Genomic DNA, 22,625 nt, shown 5'->3' on the forward strand with positions numbered 1-22,625 from the left:
TTTCCTCGCGCGCGGCGAAGCCGTAAGAGGACCTTGGCAATCGGTGCGGAGGCGCCGACGCGACGGTGTCTTAGCGCGTCGGCACGGAAAACAGGGAGGAAGCGGTGAACCAGCAGTTCAAGTTCGATAACGCGGCGAGCGGTTCGACCATCCAGATCGCCGGACAATGGGCCACCGCGGATTCGGGCGAGACCATCGATGTCATCGCCCCGTCGACCGGCGGAGTCGTGGCGACCATCGCCGCCGGCGGCGAAGCCGAGGTCGATCGCGCGGTCAAAGCAGCCCGCGAGGCTTTCGATCACGGCGCCTGGGGCCGGCTCTCGGCGGTCGAGCGCGGCCGGCTGCTGATGAAATTCTCCGAACTGATCGCCGCCAACGCCGAGGAACTGGCGCAGCTGGAGGCGCTCGACTGCGGCAAGCCGATGAAGCAGGCGCGGGCCGACATCACCGCCTGCGCCCGCTATTTCGAGTTCTACGCCGGCGCCGCCGACAAGGTGCATGGCGAAACGCTGCCATTCATGAACGGCTACACGGTCATGACCCTGCGCGAGGCCAAGGGTGTCACCGGCCATATCATCGCCTGGAACTATCCCGCGCAAATGTACGGCCGCACCCTCGGCGCCTCGCTGGCAATGGGCAACGCCACGGTCATCAAGCCGGCCGAGGAAGCCTGCCTGACGCCGATCCGCCTGACCCAGCTGGCGCTCGACGCCGGGCTGCCGGAGGGCGCGATCAACCTCGTCACCGGCTATGGTGAAAAAGCCGGCGCGGCGCTGTCGGCCCATCCCGGCATCGACTTCATGTCGTTCACCGGCTCGCCCCAGGTCGGCACGCTGATCCAGCAGGCCTGCGCCATCAACAATGTCGGCTGCACCATGGAGCTTGGCGGCAAGTCGCCGCAAATCCTCTTCGACGACGCCGATCTCGACAAGGCCTTGCCGTTCATCGCCGGCGCGATCGTCCAGAATGGCGGCCAGACCTGCTCGGCCGGCAGCCGCCTGCTCGTCCACAGACCGATCCTCGACAAGGTGCTCGAACGGGTGACGGCGAAATTCGAGAGCCTCGTCGCCGCGCCCCATGACGAGGACGCCGATCTCGGCGCCCTGGTCAGCGCCAGGCAGAAGGCGCGCGTCCAGTCCTTCCTCGATCACGCGGCGGAAACCGGCGTCAAGACGCTGGCGACCGGCCGGATCTCGCCCAACGCGCCGGCCGGCGGCTTCTACGTCGCACCGCGGGTTCTTGGCCTGGTTCCGCCCGAGCATCGCCTGGCCCGCGAGGAGGTGTTCGGCCCGGTGCTGGCCGTGACGACCTTCGAGGACGAGGCTGACGCTGTCCGCATCGCCAACGGCACCGACTATGGCCTCGTCGCCGGAATCTGGACCAATGCCGGCGACCGGCAGATGCGCATGGCCAAAAAGGTCCGCGCCGGTCAGGTCTACGTCAACGGCTATGGCGCCGGCGGCGGCATCGAGCTGCCTTTCGGCGGCGTCAAGAAGTCCGGCCACGGCCGCGAGAAGGGCTTCGAGGCCCTCTACGAGTTCTCGGAACTGAAGACGGTCGTGTTCAATCACGGCGAATAGCGAAAAGATAGACGATCGATCGGGAGGATCATTCATGCGTCTGGCCAACAAGCGCGCCCTCGTCACGGGCGGCGGCTCCGGTTTCGGCGAAGGCATCGCCAGGGCCTTCGCCAAGGAGGGCGCGGAAGTCGCCGTGCTCGACATCAACGAGGCAGGCGCCAGGCGCGTGGCCAGCGAACTCGGCGAGGGGCATGTCGCGATTGCCTGCGACCTCACCGACGGCAAGGCTGTCGAGGCTGCCTGGAAATCGGCGAGCGACGCGCTGGGCGGTATCGACATCGTCGTGAACAATGCCGGCTGGACCCATCGCAACAAGCCGATCCTCGAGGTCACCGAGGACGAGTTCGACAAGGTCTACGCGGTCAATGTGAAATCGATCTTCCACATGACCCGCGTCTGTGTCCCGGCCATGCGCGACGCGGGCGGCGGCGTTATCGTCAATATCGGCTCGACCGCCGGCTTGCGTCCGCGTCCGGGCCTGACCTGGTACAACTCGTCCAAGGGCGCGGTGAACACGCTGACCAAGTCCCTCGCCGTCGAGCTGGCGCCGATGAAGATCCGGGTCTGCGGCATCGCCCCGGTGATCGGCGAAACGGGTCTGCTGTCGGAATTCATGGGCATTCCGGACACGCCGGAGAACCGCGCCAAATTCATCGCCACCATCCCGCTCGGCCGGATGAGCCGGCCCGACGACATCGCCAACGCCACGGTCTTCCTTTCCTCCGACGAAGCCGCGATGATCACCGGCGCCGTCCTCGAGGTCGATGGCGGCCGCTGCATCTGAGGAATTGCGATGAAGCTTCTGAAGAACGCCACCTCGCCTTTCGCCCGCATCGCCCATGCGGCGCTGATCGAGGCGGGCGTCGCGAATCTCCAAATCCAGACCGTCGACCCCTGGGCGGACGAGGCCGATCTGCTGGCCGCCAACAGCGCCGGGCGGGTTCCCTGCCTCGTTCTCGACGATGGCACGACGATCACCGAGTGCCTGCTCATCGCGACATTTGCCGAGCGACAGGGCAAGGGCGCCCTCTCGGCCAGTGATCCGAAGAGCCTTGCGATCGCCGGCACCGGCATCGGGGTCTGCGACGCCGCCGTGCAGATTCTGATTGGGCGCCGCATCGTTTCCGGCGATTTCGCCGACCGCACCTTCGACGCCAATCCGATCGCCGCCAGGCGCAGGCGGTCCGTCGCCGACGGTCTGACGCGCCTCGATGCGATGGTCCTCGACGCACCGGGCGAGCGTCTGGATCTCGGCACCATCGCCGCCGTGACTGCGCTGGACTATATCGAGCTGCGCTTTCCCGGCGCCGAGTGGATTCCGGCGACGCCGCGATTGTCCGCGCTGCGCGAGCAACCCGCTGATCGGCCGGCGCTGGCCGCGACCCGGCCACCGCTTTAAGGAGCATTGCCATGCAGGACCCGATCGTCATTCTCGGCGGCGCCCGCACGCCGCTCGGGGGGTTCCAGGGTGAGTTGGCCGATCTCGCGGCGACCGAACTCGGCGCCAGGGCGATCGCCGCCGCGATCGAGCGCAGCGGCGCGGCGGTGGACGATGTTGCCGAGGTGACGATGGGTTGCGTGCTGCCGGCCGGGCTCGGTCAGGCGCCGGCGCGTCAGGCGTCGATCGGCGGCGGCCTGCCGAAGTCCGTCCCCTGTGCCACCGTCAACAAGATGTGCGGGTCCGGCATGATGGCGGTGATGATGGCCCATGACAGCCTGCACGCGCGGCCAGAGGGCCTGCGCGTCGCCGGCGGCATGGAGTCGATGTCGAATGCGCCGTATCTGCTGCCCAAGGCCCGCGCCGGCCTGCGGCTCGGCCACGGCCAGGTGATCGACCACATGTTCCTCGACGGCCTGGAGGACGCCTACGAAAAGGGCCGGCTGATGGGCACCTTCGCCGAGGCCGCGGCCGAAGCCTACCAGTTTACCCGCAAGGAACAGGATGACTACGCCGTCGCCTCGTTGACTCGCGCCCTTGATGCTCAAGGAAGTGACGTGCTCGGCGCCGAAATCGTCCCGGTCGACGTAGCCACCCGCAAGGGGACCGTGACCGTCACCCGGGACGAACAGCCGGGTAAGGCCGACGCCGCCAAGATCCCGACTTTGAAGCCGGCGTTCCGTCCCGGCGGCACGGTCACCGCCGCCAATTCCTCGTCGATCTCCGACGGCGCCGCGGCCCTCGTGCTCGGCCGCGAACGCTTTGCCGAAAAGCGCGGTCTGACGCCGGTCGCGCGGATCGTCGCGACCAGTCAGTTCGCCGGCGAACCGGCGAAGTTCACCTCCGCGCCCGTCGAAGCGATCCGCCGCGTCCTCGAGGTCGCCGATTGGCAACTCGCCGATGTCGACCTCTTCGAGGTCAACGAAGCCTTCGCCGTCGTGCCGATGATCGCCATGCGCGAGTTCGGCATTCCGCTCGACATCATGAACGTCCATGGCGGCGCCTGCGCGCTCGGTCATCCGATCGGCGCCTCCGGAGCGCGCATCATCGTCACCCTCCTCGCCGCCCTCCGTGCGCGAGATGCGCGGCGCGGCGTCGCCGCGATCTGCATCGGCGGCGGCGAGGCGACGGCCGTCGCGGTCGAAATGCTGCAATAAGCCCCGCAGCCGCAACCCGAACCACCCCGATTGACACCTGAAGCAAAGAGGCCCCATGTCATCCAACAGTCTGAAGATCGCCGTCATCGCCGGGGACGGCATCGGCAAGGAAACCATCCCCGAGGGGCTGCGCGTGCTGGAGGCGGCGGCGTCGAAATTCGACCTCGACCTGCGGTTCGACACCTTCGACTTCGCCTCCTGCGACTACTACGCCAAGCACGGCGAGATGATGCCCGAGGATTGGAAGGCCCAGATCGGCGGTCACGATGCGATCTTCTTCGGTGCCGTCGGCTGGCCGGACACCGTCCCCGACCACGTCTCGCTCTGGGGCTCGCTCATCAAGTTCCGTCGCGAGTTCGATCAATATGTGAATCTTCGTCCGGTCAAGCTGATGCCCGGCGTCAAGAGCCCGCTCGCCGGTCGCGAGCCGGGCGACATCGACTTCTTCGTCGTGCGAGAGAACACCGAGGGCGAATATTCCTCGGTCGGCGGCCGCATGTTCGAGGGCACCGACCGCGAATTCGTCTCCCAGCAGACGGTGATGAGCCGCGTCGGCGTCGACCGGATTCTTCGCTACGCCTTCGAGCTTGCCCAGCGCCGCGACAAGAAGCACCTGACTTCGGCGACCAAGTCGAACGGCATCTCGATCACCATGCCCTATTGGGACGAGCGGGTGGAGGAGATGGCGAAATCCTATCCGGATGTTCGCTGGGACAAGTACCACATCGACATCCTGACGGCGCATTTCGTGCTCAACCCGGACCGCTTCGACGTGGTCGTCGCCTCCAATCTGTTCGGTGACATCTTGTCCGACCTTGGGCCGGCCTGCACGGGCACGATCGGCATCGCGCCGTCGGGCAACATCAATCCGGAGCGGAACTTTCCCTCGCTCTTCGAGCCGGTGCATGGCTCGGCGCCCGACATCTTCGGCAAGGGCATCGCCAATCCGGTCGGCCAGATCTGGGCCGGCGCGATGATGCTCGACCATCTCGGCCACACCGAGGCGGGCGCGGCGATCGTCGGCGCCATCGAGACGGTGCTGGCTGAGGAAAAGCTCAGGACCGGCGATCTCGGCGGCCCGCTTGGCACGGAAGGTTGCGGCAAGGCGATTGCCGACGCGCTGGGCTGACCCCGCGGGAGTCTTACCAAAAACGGCCGGCCTCGTCGCGAGGCCGACCGTTGTTTTCAGTGGCGCGAAAGCGCCCAAGAAGGTGCGGTTTCGTTAGCGCCGGTCGCTGCCGCCGCGACCATGGAAGCCACCCGAGGAATCACCACCGCGCCCGCGATGGCCGCCCATATCACCGCGCCCGCCGCCATGGCCACGCATCTGCATGCCGCGTTTGCCATGAGCGTCCCGCATCATCGAGCGGACGATGCTCTGCGCATTGCTGATCTGCTCGGGCGTCAGCACGCCTTCGACTTCGGCGAGCGCACTCTTCAGCGCCTCGGCCTTCCCGGCCTGGGCAATCGCCCGGTCCGCCATGCGGTCGAGCATCCGGAAGCCGCGGAACTGCGAGCTGGCCTGGCCCGCATTGCTGGCACTGTCGTCGTTATCGTCCTGCATCGCCTCGTCCGAGGCTGCGGCGGTATCGGTCTCGTTGTCCGAATCCGTCGCCTCGCCCGCCATAGCGGTGTCGTCATCGGAGGTGTCGGTGCCGGCATTCGGCATCATCATGCCGCGCCCTTGTCCCATTCCCATGCGCGGCGGCTGCGAGGCATCGGCGAAAGCGACCACGGCGGCGGTGAATGTGCGCCATGCCTCCATCTGGTCCGGCCGAACGCCGATACCGGTCTCGATCGTCGACAGCGCGTCGGCGACATGGGCCGGCGTGAACATGCGCGCCATCATGCCGGCGTGACGCCCGCCGCCGCCCATGCGGCCCATACCAGGCATGCCGCCCATACCGCGGCCGTTGAATTCCTTGCCGCCGCGCTGTCCACGCTGCTCCGACATGCGCGGACCACCGCTGCGGCGCATCATCGAACCGTCGCGCGAGTCCGAAGCGGTCGCGGCAGATGGTTGCGCGGGGGAGGCCTGCTGGGCGAAGGCGGTGCCCGCAGCGGTGCTGGCCATCAGCGCCGCGGCGGCGATGGCGACGAACCCTTTGGAGCGGGTCGTGGGGCGATTGTGGATCTGGGTCATGTCGATGTCCTCTGATTGGATGACGTCTGGACCCTCTACCTAGACGCCGGTTGTTGCAGCGATGCGGCGGAATGTTGCGAAACATGGCCTGGACACGGAGAGTTGTTACGAAACGTGTCACAGTGCCCAGGGGCAACGTCCCGTTACAAAATTCGCCTCGCACGCGGAGCCGGGAGCCGGCAGAGATAGGATACGCAGAAGGAAACACCGCCGCATGAGCCTGCCCCACATCCTCGTGGTCGACGATGACCCGGAAATCCTGCGCCTGCTCGGAAAATATCTCGAGAGCCAAGGTTTCCGTTGCTCCCTCGCCGCCAACCGGCGCGCGGCCGAGCAGAAGGTCGCCGATTCGCGCATCGACCTGGTCGTGCTGGACGTCATGCTGCCGGACGGCTCCGGCCTCGACATCTGCCGCGATCTGAAGGAACACCGGCCGGACATCGCGATCATCCTTCTGACCGCGCTGAAAGAAGATGTAGACCGAATCATCGGCCTCGAACTCGGCGCCGACGATTATCTCGGCAAGCCGTTCAACCCGCGGGAACTGGCCGCCCGCATACGCGCCGTGCTCCGACGCAGTGGTGAGAGCCCATCAGAGCGCCCGGCGGAACCTGGTCTCTATGCGTTCGAGGGCTTCACCGTCGACCCGGAGCGCCGGCTCGTCGGCGCGCCCGATGGCGAGGAGATCGAACTCACCGGCGCGGAGTTCGATCTTCTGATGATTTTCCTCGAACGACCGGGCCGGGTTCTCTCCCGTGACGTGCTAATGGACCTGTTGCACGGGCGGACCGCCGACCCCTTCGACCGCTCTGTGGACGTGACGATGAGCCGGCTGCGGCGCAAATTCAACGACAACGGCGTCTTCCGCCTGTTCAAGACGGTACGCAATGGCGGTTATCAGTTCGCAGCGCGGGTCGAGCGGCACGCCGGCGAACAGACATGAGATCACTCCGCTCCCGGCTGGCTCTGCTTCTCGTCCTTGCCATCGTCGGCGTCGTGGTGATCGCGGCGCTGGTTTCGGTGCAGGTTCTCGAACGGCCCGACCGCGACAGCTTCCGCGCGGCGTTCGTCAATGAGGTGCGCATCGTCGCCACGATTCTTGCGGCCGAGCCGGGCGCCGCCGAGCGACTCGGCATCGTCGTCGGCCCCGAACCGACGCCCGGCAACGGCGTGATGGTTCACGAGGCGCGCCGCATGGCCGAAAGCTTGGCCGGTGAAGGCCTCGCCATTCCCGTTCGCATGGTCGGTGACATGCGCACGCACACGCCTCAGATCGCCTTCGAGTTCGCACCGGGGCGCTGGGCCTATCTGCCGCATCCGGGCCTCAGAACCCGCAACTGGCCGGCCTTCGTGTCCTATATGGCCCTTGTCGTCATCGGCGCGGCGGCGGTCTCGCTGTTTGCCGCCACCAAGATGACACGCCCGCTTCGCATCCTCGATCAGGCGGTTTCGACGATCGGTCCGGACGGGCTGCCCGCCCATGTCCCGGAAGACGGTCCGGCCGAGGTCCGCGCCACCGCAGCGGCGCTCAACCGGTTGACCAGCCGCGTGCGCGAGGCGATCGAGAGCCGCATGCGGCTGGTCGCCGCTGCGGGCCATGACCTTAGAACCCCGATGACGCGCATGCGTCTGCGCGCCGAATTCCTGCCCGACGAGGAGCGGGAGGTCTGGCTCAAGGATCTGGCCGAGCTCGACCGCATCGCCGACAGCGCCATCCGCCTTGTGCGCGAGGAGGTCGACACCGCGTCCGACGAGCCGATCCGGCTCGACCGGCTGCTCGCCGAGATCGCAGCGGAGCTGCGCGAGATCGGCCGTCCGGTGGATGAGATAGCGGCTGGCGCACCGCCCCTCGTAGTGGTCGCCCGCCCGCTGGCGTTGAAGCGGGCGTTGCGCAACCTCCTCGACAATGCTGCCATCCACGGCGAGGGCGCGCATATCGCGCTGGATCGTGAGGAGCGCGGGGCGGTGATCACCATCACCGACGACGGACCTGGCATACCGCATGAGATGATCGACCGGGCCTTCGAGCCGTTCTTCCGGGTCGATCCGGGCCGCCGCAAGTTCAAGCCAGGCGCCGGACTCGGCATGGCCATCGCCAAGGAGATCGTCGAGCAGGCCGGCGGTTCGATCGGAGTCGCCAACCGCGAGACCGGCGGTCTCGAACAGACCGTCCGCTTGCCGTTGGCTCCGTTACAAATGACATAGTTTGAAACTGGATCGCGAGACTTATGGCGTGGTTACTCCCGCGACGACAGCAAAGGAGAATCGTCATGATGAAATCGCTCGCAATCGCTCTCGGCCTCGCCGTCGCGGTCCCGGCCACGACGACCGTGCCGGCCTTCGCCCACGACGCCAAAACGACCTACAGAGCAGCCGCGCCGAGCAGGACCCTGCGCCAGGCCAGCAAGGATACTCGCCATGCCGCGGACTGGCGTCGACGCGGCGCCCATTTGCCGTCCGCCGCAAGGGGGCCGGTTGTTTCCAACTGGCAACGCCACGGACTGCGTCGTCCGCCCTCGGGACACCGCTGGGTCAAGGTCGACAACGACTACATACTTTTTGCGACCGCCACCGGCATTATCGCCAGCATCGTCGCGGCAAGCAGATAGCCCGCTTTTAACCCGGCGTGTCTGTTCAAAGCTTTCGGTCGGCCACCATCGTGGCCGACCGTGCCCCTAATCTGTCGTTTCCCGCTCGAAGCGCCGTTCGAGTTCGGAATCGAGTGGCCGTGGCGACAGGTCGACCCCATTCGCGAGCCGGTCGGCGATCCCGGTGAGGGCCGTCACCCGAGCGTATTTCTTGTGGTTGGCGGAAATGACCTGCCATGGCGCCGCCGTAGTGTCAGTGCGCTCCAGCATGTCATTGACGGCCTCTTCGTACTGATCCCATTTGTCGCGGTTGCGAAAATCCTCGAAGGACAGCTTCCAGCGCTTCAGCGGATCGCGCAGCCGCTTCTCGAACCGCGCCAGCTGCTCGTCCCTGTCGATATACAGGAACACCTTGGCGATCCGCGTGCCGGCGTCGGTCAGCATTGCCTCGAACTGATTGATCTCCTCATAGGCGCGGCGCCATTCGGCCTCCTCGGCATACCCCTCGACGCGTTCGACCAAGACGCGCCCGTACCAGGAACGGTCGAACACCGCGATCTCGCCCTTTGCCGGCAGCCGCTCCCAGAATCGCGCCAGATAGTGCCGGGCCAGCTCCTCGGCGGACGGCGCACCGATCGGCCAGACCCGAAAGCCGCGCGGATCCATCACGCTCGCCATGCGCCGGATCGCGCCACCCTTGCCGGCAGCGTCCCAGCCCTCGAAGACGATGACGGCCTCGTCCTTCGTATGCAGATAAGCCTGCTGGATCTGGCGAAAGCGGGTTTGCACCGCCTCCAGCCGCGATTCGTACTGATCCTTCGCAATCCTCGCATCCATATCGAGGTCGGACAGCCGCTTGGCGTGGGATTTACGGTTGGTCATGGGTCTCCTCAACTGGTCTCGCCCACCACATAGGGCGCGGGCGAGACTCCGCGACAACGGCATTTCGAAGCGGCCGTCCATGGGCTAAGAAACGCGTGGCGGCGCGAACGGCTCGTCGACGGATCCGGTTTTTCGCGATGCACCCGACCAATCGACTTCTTCTCGGCGGTTTCCTGACGCTGGCGATCGTCATGGGCGTCGGCCGGTTCTACTACACGCCGCTCTTGCCTCTCATGCAGCGCGATTATCGCTTCGGCGTGGATGTCGCCGGCCTCATCGCGGCGGCGAATTTCGCCGGCTATCTCGCCGGTTCGCTTCTCGCCAGCTTCGTCCCGCGCGGCGTGGCGCGTCTCGCCGCTTTCCGCCTCGGCGTCGCCACCAGCGTTCTGACCACCTTGGCGATGGGGCTTACCGACCAGCTCGGCGCCTGGCTGGCGCTTCGGACCATTTCCGGGCTCGCCAGCGCCTTCGCGATGATCTCCGCCGCCGGCATGGTCGCCGAGGCGCTGGCGCGGGTCGGCGCGGAGGCACGGCTCGGCTGGGTCTTTGGCGGCGTCGGGATCGGCATCGCCGCCTCCGGCCTGCTCGTGCTTTTTGCGGCGCCAGTGCTCGATTCGGCCGGTCTGTGGATCGCCGGGGGTTTGCTAGCGGCGCTGTTCGCGCCGGTCGTCTTCGCGGAAATTCGCGATCGGACGCTGCCGGCGCGCACCGACACACCCGACCCGCGTCGCCGCGTACCAAGGCCGCTGCCCTTCTGGCCGCTCTTGGTCAACTACAGTTGCGAGGGGCTCGGCTATTCCGTCTTCGCCACCTTCATCGTCGCCATCGTCAAGTCCCGCCCGGGCCTCGAGGCGATGGGCGACTGGGTCTGGATCATCGTCGGCCTCGCCGGCCTGCCGAGCTGCCTGATCTGGTCACGCATCGCCGAGCGGATCGGCTTTTCAGCCGCCCTCGCCGCCGCCTATGCGGCCCAGATCGTCGGTGTGCTTTTGCCGGCCGTCAGCAGCTCAGGCATCGCAGCGCTGGTTGCGGCCATCCTTTTCGGCGGCACTTTCATGGCGATCACCGTTCTCACCATGCCGCTCGGGCGGCACGGTCTCGGCGGCCGGGGCTTCGCCATACTCACCGCCGGTTTCGGCCTCGGCCAAATGCTCGGCCCGCTCGCCGCCGGCTTTCTCGTCGCCGGCGAGGCGGACTACAATACCGCTCTGATCGGCTCGGCAGCGGTGCTCGCTATCGGCCTGTCCGCGCTCTTGATCGCGATCCGGCGGCGACCGGACACACCGGTCGCCGCCTGAACCTGATCGCCAATCATTCGGCGCCCGCGGCCTCCTTGGCGATCTCGTCGAGGACAGCGTTGATTTCGCCGATAGCGGCTTTGGATTCGTCCGAGCCGATCTCGTCGAGGCGGCGGAAACCGACCGTCACGGTGCCGGCTGACTCGGCGTTCTCATAGACGAACACGCCGTAGGGACAGAAGGAAAGATTCATGATGTCCGCCTCCATCGCCTTGCGCGACAGGACGGCGGAACAGAATTGCATGACATTGGCGTTGCCGTCCTGGAAGATGGTCTTCTCGGCCCCGACATCTCCGCCGGTTCGCGCCAGCATCTCACCGACGAACGCCTCGTAGTCGATCACGTAGCCGCGGTTGACGATGGCATCCATCAGATCCTGCCGAACCTCGTCGAACGGCGCCGTGGTCTCATAGGAGGTGACGGTCTCGGCCGCAGTGGCCGGCATGGCGGCGAGACCGGCGAACAGAAGCGCGATAGCGCCTCCCTTGATGGCAGTCCGTTTCATTGCAACTCTCCTTTGGTTGATATCTCGGTGTTCACGGGATGGCGGTGACGTGCTCCGCGACGAGATCGGCGGCATCCTCCGCAAAGAAATCCAGGAACATATGATCGGCCCCCTCAACGGTCTCCAGGCGAATCTTCGCCGAGTCGATGATGGGCGCCAGCCGCTCCGGCAGATCGGTCACCACCTCGTCCTCGCTGGCGGCGATCACCAGAACCGGCATCGAAACGCCCCGGGTCAGCAGCGTCGGCGTATCGCGTTCCGGATTCTCGGCATGGTATGACAAGACCGATTGCGCCGTCGCAGTGGTGTTCGAGCAGTAGACGAGGCCTGGAACGTCCAGCATCTGACCTGGCTCGGCGGCCTTCGCCTCGGCGAGGACATTCGACAGATTCGCGCCGAAGCGCTGTTCGTAGCTTTCCGCCGCGGAGCCATCCTCGGTTGCCGGCGCGATCAGGACGGCGGCCGGAATATCGGCTCGTTCGCCCTGCCGGCTGAGCCAGAGCGCGACCTGCGCGCCACCGCGACTGTGCCCGAGCGGAACGATTTGCCCGAAGCCCTCATCGCCGAGCCAGTCGACCCAGGCGCTGATCTCCGCCACCGCATCCTCGTGCCGGTGGGTCGAGGGTTGATTGCAGTCCCACATGCCTACCCGCCGATCCTGTCCAAGCGACAGGGTGACGGCCAGCGAGGCGACCTCGCGCTCGGCGAGCGCGGCCTGCAGCGCCTCGATCAGCTCAAGGTCCTTATGGGCAAACGTGCCGTGGACGAGAAGAACGATCGGCTGACTCGTATCGACATCGTCGGGACGCACGAGATCGCCGGTCAGCGTCAATCCGTCGAAGGGGATCTCGACCGCCGCTGTTTCCGCCGCGCTTGTGGGGGATACGCCGAATGCCGCAATGGCAAATCCGGCGGCCGCAAGACAGGACACGAAGAGCCGGACAAGCGTGCCGCCGGCGAGGCCACGCTTGAACGCGGCGGCCTGGCGCCAAATTCCGGCGGCGCGAGACAAAAGATCCATTGCCGTAGCGGCACCCTCCACTTGTTTCATAAAGCCCTCCCCTTCGCGCCATTATGAACCCGACATATTCGCATTTATGAATATCACCGTAGACATCAAAGACCGCTTCGGCAACACTGCCGCCGCAAACGGTGCGCGGATTCGAAAGCCGTGGCCGATCGGATCGCAACGGGAGGAATATCAATGAAGATTGCAATGACGAGTTTCGCGGCCCTCGCCGCGCTGGCCTTCATGCTAGCGGCGCCGTTTGGCGTTGGGGTGACGGGCGCCCAGGCGGCGGAACCGCACAAGGTTGCGATCCATATCGATGAGAACGACCCCAAACGGATGAACCTGGCACTGAACAATGTTCAGAACATCAAGGCCTATTACGACGAGAAGGGCGAGGACGTGACCATCGAGGTGGTTACCTATGGTCCGGGCCTTCACATGCTGCGCGCCGACACCTCGCCGGTTGCCAATCGGATCAAGATGATGTCGATGGAGATCGCCGGTCTGAGCTTCGCCGCCTGCGGCAATACCCGCAATGCAATGGCCAAGAACGAGGGCAAGGATATTCCCTTGCTTGAGGACGCAACCGAAGTGCCTTCGGGCGTGGTGCGCTTGATCGAGTTGCAGGAGGACGGCTACGCCTACGTCCGTCCATAGGCCCTTGAAACACTCGGCGGAGAGCCTGAAAGCCTCCGCCGAAGGCACCCCGCCGCGCGCCGTGCGTCAGTCTTCGCCGCTGTTCTCGAGCGCACCGAGGAAGGTGTCGCACCAGTTCGACGAGGTTCCGACGAAGACCGCTTCGCGCATCGCCTTCCACCGTCGGTTTCGCTCGTCAAAGGGCATCGTCAGCGCCTGCTGCAAGGCCCGCGCGACATCGTCGGTCGAATAGGGATTGACGATCAGCGCATCGGGCAATTCGGCCCGTGCGCCGGCGAAGCGTGACAGCACAAGCACGCCGGGATCGTCGGGATCCTGCGCGGCGACGAACTCCTTGGCAACGAGGTTCATGCCGTCACGCAGCGGCGTGACCAGGCAGACGCGGGCGGCACGGTAGATGCCGGCGAGCGCCCGGCGGGTGAAGCCGCGGGTCATGATCTGGATCGGGGTCCAGTCCAGCGTCGCGAACCGGCCGTTGATATGCCCGGCGAGTTCCTCTAGTTCCCGACGCAGCTCGACATAGGCGTCGAGCTCCGAGCGGGACAGCGGCGCCACCTGCAGAAACTGAACCTTGCCGCGATTTTCCGGGTAGTCCTCCAGCAGCCGCTCGAAGCCGCGAAAGCGTTCGACCAGTCCCTTGGAATAGTCCATCCGGTCGACACCGACGATCTGCAACCGGTCGCCGACCATCTCGCGCACCATTTCCTCGTGCTCGCTAGCCTCCGGCGAGACGGCGAAGCGCTCGAAGCCTGGCGCGTCGATGCCGATCGGAAAGGTATCCGCCCTCACGACGCGGTCGCCCACACGGACCCTGTGGCCGTCCAGTTTTTCGCCCCCGAGCTCGCGCAGGCAGAACGCCACGAAGTTGCGCCGGTCCGTGTCGGTCTGGAAGCCGACGACATCGTAAGCCAGCATGGCCCGTACGAGATCGTGGCTGGCCGGCAGCGCGCTGAAGATTTCCGGCGGGCAGAACGGAATGTGCAGGAAGAAGCCGATCTTTCCCTTGAAGCCGCATTGACGCAGTTCCGAGCCGAGAAAGAAGAAATGATAATCGTGAACCCAGACGAGATCGTCGTCGGCAATGAGCGGCGCCAGCCGTGCTGCGAAGCGCTGGTTCACCGAGCGATAGGCGCGCTCCGACTGGCGATCGAATTCGGCAAGATCGAGACGATAGTGCAGCAACGGCCACAAGGACCGGTTGGCGTAGCCGTAGTAAAAGCCATCGAGTTCCTCCTCGGTCATGTCGATGGTGGTCATCGACACGTCGCCCTGGACCTCGGTATGGGCGTCCTTGAAGGTGCCCTGGTCCGAGGTCTCGCCGCTCCAGCCGAACCAGAGCCCGCCGCGCCGCTTCAACGCGTCGGACAGGCCGACGGCGAGCCCCCCGGCCTTGCCCTCGTCATTCAGGGGGCCGACCCGGTTCGACACCGCCACCAGTCGTCGCTGCCCGTCAGCCATCGTCTCCCTTTCCCCTGTCCCTCCGCCGAACTCACGCCGACGTCTCTCCGTTTGCGACCCGGCGACCGGCCCAGGTCGGCGGTCAGGCCGACGCCGCTAGCCAGTGATGAACGGCCACGACATCCGCCAGCCGGAATTCCGCAACGCTGTGCTTGTCGCCGACCTTGATCGAGATGCCGCCGGCATCACGGACCTGCCGGAGCGCGAATTCGTCCGTCGTGTCATCCCCTACATAGACGGGAATACGCCCCGCGAACGGCGGGTCCTTCATCATCGCGGCGAGCGCCTTGCCCTTGTCCATTCCGGCCGGATGCACCTCGACGATGTTGTCGCCATTCATGACGGCTAGGTCATGACGGCCTACCGTCGCGTCAGCCATCGCGCGCTCGGCTACGTCCTTCAGATCCGGCGCCGTGCGATAATGCAGGACCAGCGCGGTGCCCTTGTCCTCGAGCTTCAACCGGGGATTGTCCCGCAGCGGCGCACCGAGCCTTGCGCGCACGTCGTCGAGCACCTCCGGGCCCGCCAGTCGTTCGATTTCGTCGTCGGGACGAACGCGGCGTTCGAGCCCATGGACGCCGGCCGCCGCGAAGCGCATCGGCGCCAGAAACCGGTCGAGATCCGCGATCCGGCGGCCGCTGACCACGGCGAGCGCGCCGGACAGCTCCGATTGCAGCGTTTCCAGCCTGTCCAGCGCCGCCGGCGCGATGGAGACTGCCTGCGGATCGTCGACAAGAGCGACGAGCGTGCCGTCGAAATCGAGGAAAACGGCGTGGCGGTGCGGATCGATGGAGGGAGGCAAGGACATGACGACACTACATAGAGCCGCCCATGTTCGAAGCCAACCATTCCCTTATCGGCAATCTCCAGAACCACGCTCCGGAAGCAGCTGGAGAAGCGTCGCGACATCGCTGACTCCGTTGGCCGCCAGGCCCCGATCGCGCTGAAACGCTTGCAGCGCGGCCTCGGTGGCGGGACCGAAGATGCCGTCGATCGTCAGGCGGTGGCCATGGCCACCCAGCGCCGTCTGCAACCGCCGTACCGCCTCGCCCCGCTCCCCGCGTCGCAGTTCGCGCGACAAATCCCGCGTCCTGGACATTAGCTCCTTCGCCTCCAGCCAGGCCGCGCCGATCTTCTCATCATAGCGGTTACGGCGGTATCCCGGACCGTTGTAGCGACGTGCGAAACCGGCGATATCCCCGCCTGCGAGCAGGCGCGCCAATCCGCCGAGCTTGAGAAACCGGGCGGCGATCTCGAACTGACCGTCCGCCGAGCCACGTGCGGCCTCCGCCAGTGCGAGCGCGCTGCGGTAACCGAGCCGCTGCCAATGGGCGCCCATCACCTGACACAGGCCCCAGGACACCGATTGCACCGCAGCCGCGTGATCGATCGCCGCCGCCCTGTCGAACAACCGCCAGCGGGCCGCCTGTGCGGCCGGGTTGCGGATTCGGCCTGCGCGGGGATCGGCGAGGCCCCCGACACGGGCCCGCTGTCGATCCGCCGGGTTTAGCAGCCGGTCGAAATAATGGCCCTCAAAGCGAATCAGCGGTTCGCGCCGATCGCTCACCCGCGCAAAGGCGACAGCGCGGGTCTCGACCAGGGCGACGGCGACCAATACCGTCGCATCCACATCACTTTCGGCTTCGACCCGGCGCGCGGCCGCCAGCACGTCTCCATTCACCGTCATCGTTCTCTCCTGCGCCGGTTTCGACAGGATCAGTGTCGCCGCGGCGCGGGGGATGGGGAGAAAATTCCGGCCGGAACGTCAGTCCAGCCGGCGGCCGCTCTCGCTGTCGAAGCGGTGCAGGGCGTCGAGCGGCGCGGCCGCACGAACCTGCGTTCCCGGCTCCAGATGCGAGTAGCCCGGCACGCGCACGGCGATCTCCGGCCCCTTGCCGGGCAGCACGCCGTAGACATAGCTTTCCGCCCCCACGACCTCGACACCGGTAACGGTGAGATCGGCGAGCAGTTCACCCGGCGCGGCCACGGGTTCATCGACGAGGCGCATATGCTCCGGGCGGATGCCGAGTGTCTGCCCGACGGACGGACCAACCGCCAGGCCGTCCAGGCCGCTGAGCCCGGCAATGCCGCCGCCAGCGGACGCGACCGGGATGAGATTCATTGCCGGTGAGCCGATGAAGGTGGCAACGAAGATACTCGCGGGCCGCTCATAGACGTCCATCGGCGTGCCCGCCTGCTCGATCCGCCCGCCATTGAGCACGACCAGCCGGTCGGCCAGCGTCATCGCCTCGAGCTGGTCGTGGGTGACGTATAGGCTGGTCGTCGCGAGCTTGCGCTGTAGCCGGCGGATTTCCGCGCGCATCTGCACCCGTAGTTTGGCGTCGAGATTGGACAGCGGCTCGTCGAACAGGAAGGCTTCCGGCTCGCGGACGATGGCGCGGCCCATGGCGACGCGCTGGCGCTGACCGCCCGAGAGCTGGCCGGGCTTGCGCGCCAGTAGCGGCGCGATTTCGAGAATCCCCGCCGCCTGATCGACCCGGCGGGCGATCTCGGACTTGTCCATCCTGCGGTTCTTCAGGCCGTATTCGAGATTCTGCCGCACGCTCATATGCGGATAGAGCGCGTAGTTCTGAAACACCATGGCGATGTCGCGCTCGGCCGGTTCCAGATCGTTGACGATGCGATCGCCGATCGCGATCGTGCCGCCGGAGATCGTTTCCAGACCCGCCACCATGCGCAGGAGCGTCGATTTTCCGCAGCCCGACGGGCCGACCAGCACGACGAACTCGCCGTCCGGAATATCGAGCGAGACGCCCTTCACCGCTTCCACCCCGCCGGGATAAACCTTGCGGACGTCGGAAAGTTGGATGCCTGCCACGCCTACTTCTCCGCTTCGACGAGGCCGCGCACGAACCATCGCTGCATCAGGACGACCACCAGCACCGGCGGCACGATCGCCAGGATTGAGGTCACCATGACCAGATGCCACGGCGTGTCGGCGTCGGCGAAGGACACCATTTTCCTCAGCGCGATGACGATGGTGTTCATCTGGTTGTCGTTGGTGACCAGCAACGGCCACAGATATTGCGTCCAGCCATAGATGAAGAGGATCACGAACAGCGCAGCGATGTTGGTCTTCGAGAGCGGGATGAGGATGTCCCAGAAGAAGCGCATCGGCCCGGCGGCGTCGACCCGCGCCGCCTCGACCAGTTCGGATGGGATCGTCATAAAGAACTGCCGGAACAGAAGCGTCGCGGTCGCGGACGCGATCAGCGGCAGAATCAGCCCGGCATAGGTGTCGATCAGGCCGAGATCGACCATCACCTTGTAGGTCGGCAGGATGCGGACCTCCACCGGCAGCATCAAGGTGATGAAGATCAGCCAGAAGAAGGTCATGCGGAGCGGAAAGCGGAAGAACACGATGGCGAAGGCCGACAAGATCGAGATGACGATCTTGCCCACCGCTATGCCGAGCGCCATCACCGTCGTGTTGAACAACAGCGTCCAGACGTTGACGCCGCCGATCCGGCCAATCCCGCCAAACAGCGCTTGTCGGTAGTTCTCGCCGAATTCCCCACCGGGTGTCAGCGGCAGCGGCGGGCGCAGGATGGCCTGCAGCGTCTGCGTCGAGGCGGTGAAAGTATAGTAGATCGGAAAGGCGACAATCGCGATGCCGAGCACCAGCATCACATGCGCGACCGGGCGGCCGATGGAATGACGTTCGATCATCGCCGTACCCCCGCCTCAGGCATAATGCACCCGCTTCTCCACATAGCGGAACTGGAAGGCGGTGAGCGCGATGACGATCGACATCAAGATCACCGACTGGGCGGCCGAACTGCCAAGGTCCAGATTGACGAAACCGTCGATATAGACCTTGTAGACGAGCGTCTCCGTCGCCCGCGCCGGGCCGCCGGAGGTGACCGAATCGATGATGCCGAAGGTGTCGAAGAAGGCGTAGACGGTGTTCACGACGAGCAGGAAGAAAGTCGTCGGCGCGATCAGCGGGAAGACGATCGTCCAGAAGCGCTTGGTCGATCCGGCGCCGTCGATCGCCGCCGCCTCGATCAGCGATTTCGGAATCGACTGCAGGGCGGCGACGAAAAACAGGAAATTGTAGCTGATCTGCTTCCAGGCCGCCGCGACGACGACGAGGAGCATCGCCTGATCGCCATCCAGCAACGGGTTCCAGTCGAAGCCGTTGCGACGCAGCATATAGGCGAAGGTCCCCATCACCGGGTTGAACATGAACAGCCACAACAGGCCCGCCACCGCCGGGGCAACCGCATAGGGCCAGATCAGCAGCGTGCGGTAGAGCCCGCGGCCGCGCACGACCTTCTCGGCCGCGGTCGCCAAAAGCAGCGCCAGCGACATCGACAGCGCCGCGGTCGAGAGGCTGAAGATCGCCGTCACCTTGATGGAATTGAGATAGGCCGGGTCCGACAGGATCGACTGGAAATTGGCCAGCCCGACGAATTCCGATTTCAGCCCGAACGGGTCCTCGTGCAGGACGGACTGATAGAGCGCCTGGCTCGCCGGCCAGTAGAAGAAGACCAGCGTGATCGCCACCTGCGGCGCGACCAGCAGATAGGGCAGCCATTTGTTGGGGAAGACGGCTTTCGACACGGCTGTCCTGGATCCATCACTCAGGCGACACGCGAAGCGAAGCCCTTGGCAGGTGTACGAGATGTGCCGGGCGGTTGTGCCGCCCGGCGTTCTTGTAGCCTCGGCGCCTTACTGCGCTTCGGCGATCGCCTCGTTGCCCTGTTCGACCAGCTTGTCGAGCGCCTGCTTGGCGTCCTGCTGGCCGGCTAGCATCGCCTCGAACTGCTCATTGGCGATATCGCGGATCTGCGGCAGGTTCGGCAGACGCACGCCCCTGGAGTTCGCGGTCGGCTCCTTGCCCATCATCTGCGTGATCGGCGTCTCACGGCCGGGATTCTCGTCGTAGAAGCCGGAGCTCTTGGTCGCTTCATAGGCCGCCTTGGTCACTGGCAGATAACCGGATTTCTGGTGCAGACGTGCCTGGATGTCAGTCTGGGAGAGGAAGTTGAAGAACTCGGCGATGCCCTTGTATTCCTCGTCCGACTTGCCGCCGAATACCCATAGGCTGGCGCCGCCGGGAATGGTGTTCTGCGGCGCGCCCTCGGCGTTCTCGTCATAGGGCAATTGGCCGATGCCGTAGTTGATCCCGGACTTGACGATGTCGCCAAGACCGCCCGACGATTCGGTCAGGATGCCGCATTCCTCGGAGAGGAACAGCTGCTTGGCCTCGGAGGTTCGGCCGCCATAGCGGAACACGCCCTCCTTGGCCAGATCGGCGAGCGCCTGGAAGTGCTCGACATAGACCGGCTCATTGAGCTTCAGTCCGACATTGGTGCCGGCCAGCCCGTTCTCCTGGGTGCCATAGGGCACGTTGTTCCAGGCGGCGAAATTCTCCAGATGAATCCAGGTCAGCCAGGTCGAGGTGTAGCCGCATTCCGCCGCGCCGGATTCCTTGATCTTGCGCGCCGCGTCGAACACTTCCTGCCAGGTTTTCGGCGGGTTCTTAACGTCGAGCCCGGCTTTCTCGAAGACATCCTTGTTGTAATACAGGATCGGCGAAGAGGAATTATACGGGAACGACAGCATGGTGCCGTCTGGCTTGGAATAATAGGCAACGATGCCCGGCAGATATTGCGACTTGTCGAACGTGTAGCCGCCGGCCTCAAGCACCTCGGCGATCGGCTTGACCGCGCCCTCGGCGCCCATCATCACGCCGGTGCCGACATCGAAGACCTGGATGATCGCCGGCATCTGCTTGGCACGGAATGCGGCGATGCCCGCATTCAGCGTCTCCGGATAGGTCCCCTTGAACACCGGCGTGATCTTGTACTCGTCCTGGCTTGCGTTGAATTCCTTGGCCAGCGTTTCGACGACCTCATTGTTGGCGCCGGTCATCGCGTGCCACCATTGAAGTTCGGTCGCGGCGAAAGCCTGGCTCGCGCCGGCGATCATCGCGCCGATGGCGACGGCTGCGCTGAGAAGTTTGCGGTTCATCTGATGTCCTCACCCGTTGAAGCGACTCTCGGGCCCTGTTGCCGAGCTTGTCCAAGACGCCCGGTAACACTGCTTCAAAACCGGTCTGTGACGCAATGACGAAGCTTCGATGACAGCGCAAAAACCTGGCACCTTGCCTATTTGCGCGCCAGATCACCGACGCCCGGAGCAAGCTGGCCCGTTGCGCCGCCTCGCTCATTCGCCTCTAGGAAACCGCTGGTTCTCCTCCAGTACGTTGAGGTCCATATGGTTGCGCATGTAGCGCTCGGAGGCCTTTTGCAGCGGCTGGTAGTCCCAGGGGTAATAGGCGCCGTTGCGCAGCGCCTCGTAGGTGATCAGCCGCCGCTGCTGGCTCTCGCGCACCGCCGCGTCGAACGCCGGAAGATCCCAGCGCGTTTCCGCCGTCTGCCGCAGTTGGTCGAAGGCTTCCTTGGCCACCGGCCCGCCGCATTCCGGCTCGGCCGCCAGATTGCGTGTCTCGCCCGGGTCGGCGTCGACGTCGAAGAGCTGCGGTGGGTCGATCTCGCAAAGATTGAGCTTGAAGCGCCCGTCCCTGAGCGAGACCATCGGCGCCTCGGAGCCCTCGGCGGCATATTCCATCGGCACCGGTCCGGACCGGCTTCCGGCGCGCGCCGTTGCGAGCAGGCTCTGCCCATCGGCGAAGGGCGCGATCCCGGCCAGATCGACCCCCGCCAGTTCGCAGAGCGTCGGCAGCACGTCGAGGGTCGAGACCGGCGCGGCCACCAGTCCGCTCTCGCCGCCCGGCACGCTGAGCATCAGCGGCACACGCGAGGAGCCTTCGCGAAAGCTCATCTTGAACCACAGGCCGCGCTCACCCAGCATGTCGCCATGGTCGGAGACGAACAGGACGACGGTGTTCTCCGCCATTCGGCAGTCGTTCAAAATGCCGAGCAGCTCGCCGATCTTTTCGTCGAGATAGGAGATGTTGGCAAAATAGGCCCGGCGCGAGCGGCGGACATCCTCGGGCGTGATCGCGAATTTTTCGAAGTCGGACGCCTTCAAAAGCCGCCGCGAATGCGGGTCGTGCGCGTCAAGCGGGATCGGGCCGGTCGCGGGATCGAGATAGGCGCAATCCTCGTAAATATCCCAGAAGCGGCGCCGCGCCACATAGGGATCGTGCGGATGGGTGAACGAGACAGTCAGGCAGAACGGCCGCCCGTCCTGTCCCCGCGCCAGATCGTAGAGCTTGGCGCCGGCGTGATGGGCGACCTCATCGTCATATTCGAGCTGGTTGGTGATCTCGGCAACGCCCGCGCCGGTGACCGAGCCCATATTGTGATACCACCAGTCGATCCGCTCGCCCGGCTTGCGATAATCCGGCGTCCAGCCGAAATCGGCGGGATAGACGTCGGTGGTCAGCCGCTCCTCGAAGCCATGCAGCTGGTCGGGGCCGACGAAATGCATCTTGCCGGACAGGGCGGTGCGATAGCCGGCGCGCCGTAGATGATGGGCGAAAGTGGGGATCGCGGACGCGAACTCGGCTGCGTTGTCGTAGACGCCGGTGCGGCTCGGCAGTTGTCCGGCCATGAAGGCCGCCCGCGCCGGGGCGCAGAGCGGGCTCGGCGTGTAGGCGTTCTGAAACCGCAGCGACCGTGACGCGAGCGCGGCAAGGTTCGGCGTGTGCAGAAACTCCGAGGGGCCGTCCGGAAACAGCGTTCCGTTCAACTGATCTACCATGACGATCACGATGTTCGGCTGATGCATTGGCGGCCCCTCCTTGCGATTCACGTGAAACCGCGAAAAATCGGCGTTGCGGCCCTCACCATCCCGCTCCTACCACGGCAACCCGCTTTCGCGCACGGCATCGAGCAGCCCAGCGGCGCGAACTGCGTGACACCAAGGAAAATGCGGTTCTACGCCATACCAAACCGGCGCCTGACTGTTTG

General features: G+C 65.5%; 22 protein-coding genes. 10 read left to right on the top strand and 12 right to left on the bottom strand.

Features of this window, described 5'->3' with window-relative positions; translation table 11 throughout:
• Positions 1–104: 104 nt before the first annotated feature.
• From ING15_RS12340 to ING15_RS12360, 5 genes are read left to right on the top strand one after another with little or no spacing between them, the layout of a single operon-like run.
• The gene (locus tag ING15_RS12340; protein ID WP_206455129.1) at positions 105–1,580 is read left to right on the top strand and encodes an aldehyde dehydrogenase family protein; all 1,476 of its coding nucleotides are present in this window, start codon (positions 105–107) and stop codon (positions 1,578–1,580) included.
• 34 nt (positions 1,581–1,614) lie between these two features.
• Positions 1,615–2,364, top strand: coding sequence for a glucose 1-dehydrogenase (locus tag ING15_RS12345; protein ID WP_206455130.1), 750 nt, complete (start codon positions 1,615–1,617; stop codon positions 2,362–2,364).
• A gap of 9 nt (positions 2,365–2,373) precedes the next feature.
• Entirely contained in the window at positions 2,374–2,979 is a 606-nt protein-coding gene (locus ING15_RS12350; RefSeq protein ID WP_206455131.1) for a glutathione S-transferase family protein, read from the top strand.
• Between the two features lie 5 nt (positions 2,980–2,984).
• Positions 2,985–4,175 carry an acetyl-CoA C-acyltransferase gene (locus tag ING15_RS12355; protein WP_206455248.1) on the top strand — a complete coding sequence of 397 codons (1,191 nt, stop codon included), beginning with the start codon at positions 2,985–2,987 and terminating at the stop codon, positions 4,173–4,175.
• A 55-nt stretch (positions 4,176–4,230) separates the two neighbouring features.
• The gene (locus tag ING15_RS12360; RefSeq protein ID WP_206455132.1) at positions 4,231–5,304 is read left to right on the top strand and encodes a tartrate dehydrogenase; all 1,074 of its coding nucleotides are present in this window, start codon (positions 4,231–4,233) and stop codon (positions 5,302–5,304) included.
• A gap of 93 nt (positions 5,305–5,397) precedes the next feature.
• Here ING15_RS12360 and ING15_RS12365 read toward each other — a convergent pair whose 3' ends face one another.
• Positions 5,398–6,318: a hypothetical protein gene (locus ING15_RS12365; protein ID WP_206455133.1), complete on the bottom strand. Its 921-nt coding sequence runs from the start codon at positions 6,316–6,318 to the stop codon at positions 5,398–5,400.
• A 214-nt stretch (positions 6,319–6,532) separates the two neighbouring features.
• Between ING15_RS12365 and ING15_RS12370 the strand changes: the two genes are divergently transcribed.
• The 3 genes from ING15_RS12370 (at position 6,533) to ING15_RS12380 (ending at position 8,927) form a co-directional block, all read left to right on the top strand.
• Positions 6,533–7,261 (top strand): response regulator transcription factor, encoded by a 729-nt coding sequence (locus ING15_RS12370; RefSeq protein WP_206455134.1) that lies wholly within the window; start codon positions 6,533–6,535, stop codon positions 7,259–7,261.
• Positions 7,258–8,523 (top strand): ATP-binding protein, encoded by a 1,266-nt coding sequence (locus tag ING15_RS12375; protein WP_206455135.1) that lies wholly within the window; start codon positions 7,258–7,260, stop codon positions 8,521–8,523. Before ING15_RS12370 ends, ING15_RS12375 begins: the two co-directional genes overlap by 4 nt.
• Before the next feature lie 65 nt (positions 8,524–8,588).
• The gene (locus tag ING15_RS12380) at positions 8,589–8,927 is read left to right on the top strand and encodes an RcnB family protein (RefSeq protein ID WP_206455136.1); all 339 of its coding nucleotides are present in this window, start codon (positions 8,589–8,591) and stop codon (positions 8,925–8,927) included.
• 66 nt (positions 8,928–8,993) lie between these two features.
• Here the strand turns inward: ING15_RS12380 and ING15_RS12385 are convergent, their stop codons facing one another.
• Complete coding sequence (locus tag ING15_RS12385) at positions 8,994–9,788, bottom strand: polyphosphate kinase 2 family protein (protein ID WP_206455137.1); 795 nt, start codon at positions 9,786–9,788, stop codon at positions 8,994–8,996.
• Between the two features lie 137 nt (positions 9,789–9,925).
• On the opposite strand from ING15_RS12385, the gene ING15_RS12390 reads away from it, so the two are divergent.
• Positions 9,926–11,086 carry a YbfB/YjiJ family MFS transporter gene (locus tag ING15_RS12390; RefSeq protein ID WP_206455138.1) on the top strand — a complete coding sequence of 387 codons (1,161 nt, stop codon included), beginning with the start codon at positions 9,926–9,928 and terminating at the stop codon, positions 11,084–11,086.
• 13 nt (positions 11,087–11,099) lie between these two features.
• On the opposite strand, the gene ING15_RS12395 is transcribed toward ING15_RS12390, so the two are convergent.
• Together ING15_RS12395 and ING15_RS12400 are read right to left on the bottom strand one after the other, a co-directional pair.
• The gene (locus tag ING15_RS12395) at positions 11,100–11,591 is read right to left on the bottom strand and encodes a DUF302 domain-containing protein (protein WP_206455139.1); all 492 of its coding nucleotides are present in this window, start codon (positions 11,589–11,591) and stop codon (positions 11,100–11,102) included.
• 31 nt (positions 11,592–11,622) lie between these two features.
• A complete protein-coding gene (locus tag ING15_RS12400) occupies positions 11,623–12,642 on the bottom strand; it encodes an alpha/beta hydrolase (RefSeq protein WP_206455140.1) in 1,020 nt (339 codons plus the stop codon).
• A gap of 165 nt (positions 12,643–12,807) precedes the next feature.
• On the opposite strand from ING15_RS12400, the gene ING15_RS12405 reads away from it, so the two are divergent.
• A complete protein-coding gene (locus tag ING15_RS12405) occupies positions 12,808–13,260 on the top strand; it encodes a DsrE family protein (RefSeq protein ID WP_232845734.1) in 453 nt (150 codons plus the stop codon).
• A gap of 66 nt (positions 13,261–13,326) precedes the next feature.
• Here ING15_RS12405 and ING15_RS12410 read toward each other — a convergent pair whose 3' ends face one another.
• The 8 genes from ING15_RS12410 to betC all read right to left on the bottom strand — a co-directional run bounded on the left by ING15_RS12410 (position 13,327) and on the right by betC (position 22,443).
• Positions 13,327–14,718 carry an alpha,alpha-trehalose-phosphate synthase (UDP-forming) gene (locus ING15_RS12410; protein ID WP_206455142.1) on the bottom strand — a complete coding sequence of 464 codons (1,392 nt, stop codon included), beginning with the start codon at positions 14,716–14,718 and terminating at the stop codon, positions 13,327–13,329.
• A gap of 82 nt (positions 14,719–14,800) precedes the next feature.
• Complete coding sequence (gene otsB / locus ING15_RS12415) at positions 14,801–15,526, bottom strand: trehalose-phosphatase (RefSeq protein WP_206455143.1); 726 nt, start codon at positions 15,524–15,526, stop codon at positions 14,801–14,803.
• Positions 15,527–15,571: 45 nt separating this feature from the next.
• Complete coding sequence (locus ING15_RS12420) at positions 15,572–16,405, bottom strand: N-acetylmuramidase domain-containing protein (protein WP_206455144.1); 834 nt, start codon at positions 16,403–16,405, stop codon at positions 15,572–15,574.
• Positions 16,406–16,483: 78 nt separating this feature from the next.
• Entirely contained in the window at positions 16,484–17,557 is a 1,074-nt protein-coding gene (locus ING15_RS12425) for a sn-glycerol-3-phosphate import ATP-binding protein UgpC (protein WP_206455145.1), read from the bottom strand.
• A 2-nt stretch (positions 17,558–17,559) separates the two neighbouring features.
• Entirely contained in the window at positions 17,560–18,408 is an 849-nt protein-coding gene (ugpE, locus tag ING15_RS12430; protein ID WP_206455146.1) for a sn-glycerol-3-phosphate ABC transporter permease UgpE, read from the bottom strand.
• Positions 18,409–18,423: 15 nt separating this feature from the next.
• Positions 18,424–19,305 carry a sn-glycerol-3-phosphate ABC transporter permease UgpA gene (ugpA, locus tag ING15_RS12435; protein WP_206455147.1) on the bottom strand — a complete coding sequence of 294 codons (882 nt, stop codon included), beginning with the start codon at positions 19,303–19,305 and terminating at the stop codon, positions 18,424–18,426.
• 108 nt (positions 19,306–19,413) lie between these two features.
• Positions 19,414–20,718, bottom strand: a complete 1,305-nt coding sequence (gene ugpB / locus ING15_RS12440) for a sn-glycerol-3-phosphate ABC transporter substrate-binding protein UgpB (RefSeq protein ID WP_206455148.1) — start codon at positions 20,716–20,718, stop codon at positions 19,414–19,416.
• Between the two features lie 195 nt (positions 20,719–20,913).
• Positions 20,914–22,443, bottom strand: coding sequence for a choline-sulfatase (gene betC, locus ING15_RS12445; protein WP_206455149.1), 1,530 nt, complete (start codon positions 22,441–22,443; stop codon positions 20,914–20,916).
• Between the last annotated feature and the right edge of the window lie 182 nt (positions 22,444–22,625).

The sequence above is a fragment of the Aurantimonas marina genome (genome assembly GCF_017183135.1).
Lineage (GTDB): Bacteria > Pseudomonadota > Alphaproteobacteria > Rhizobiales > Rhizobiaceae > Aurantimonas > Aurantimonas marina.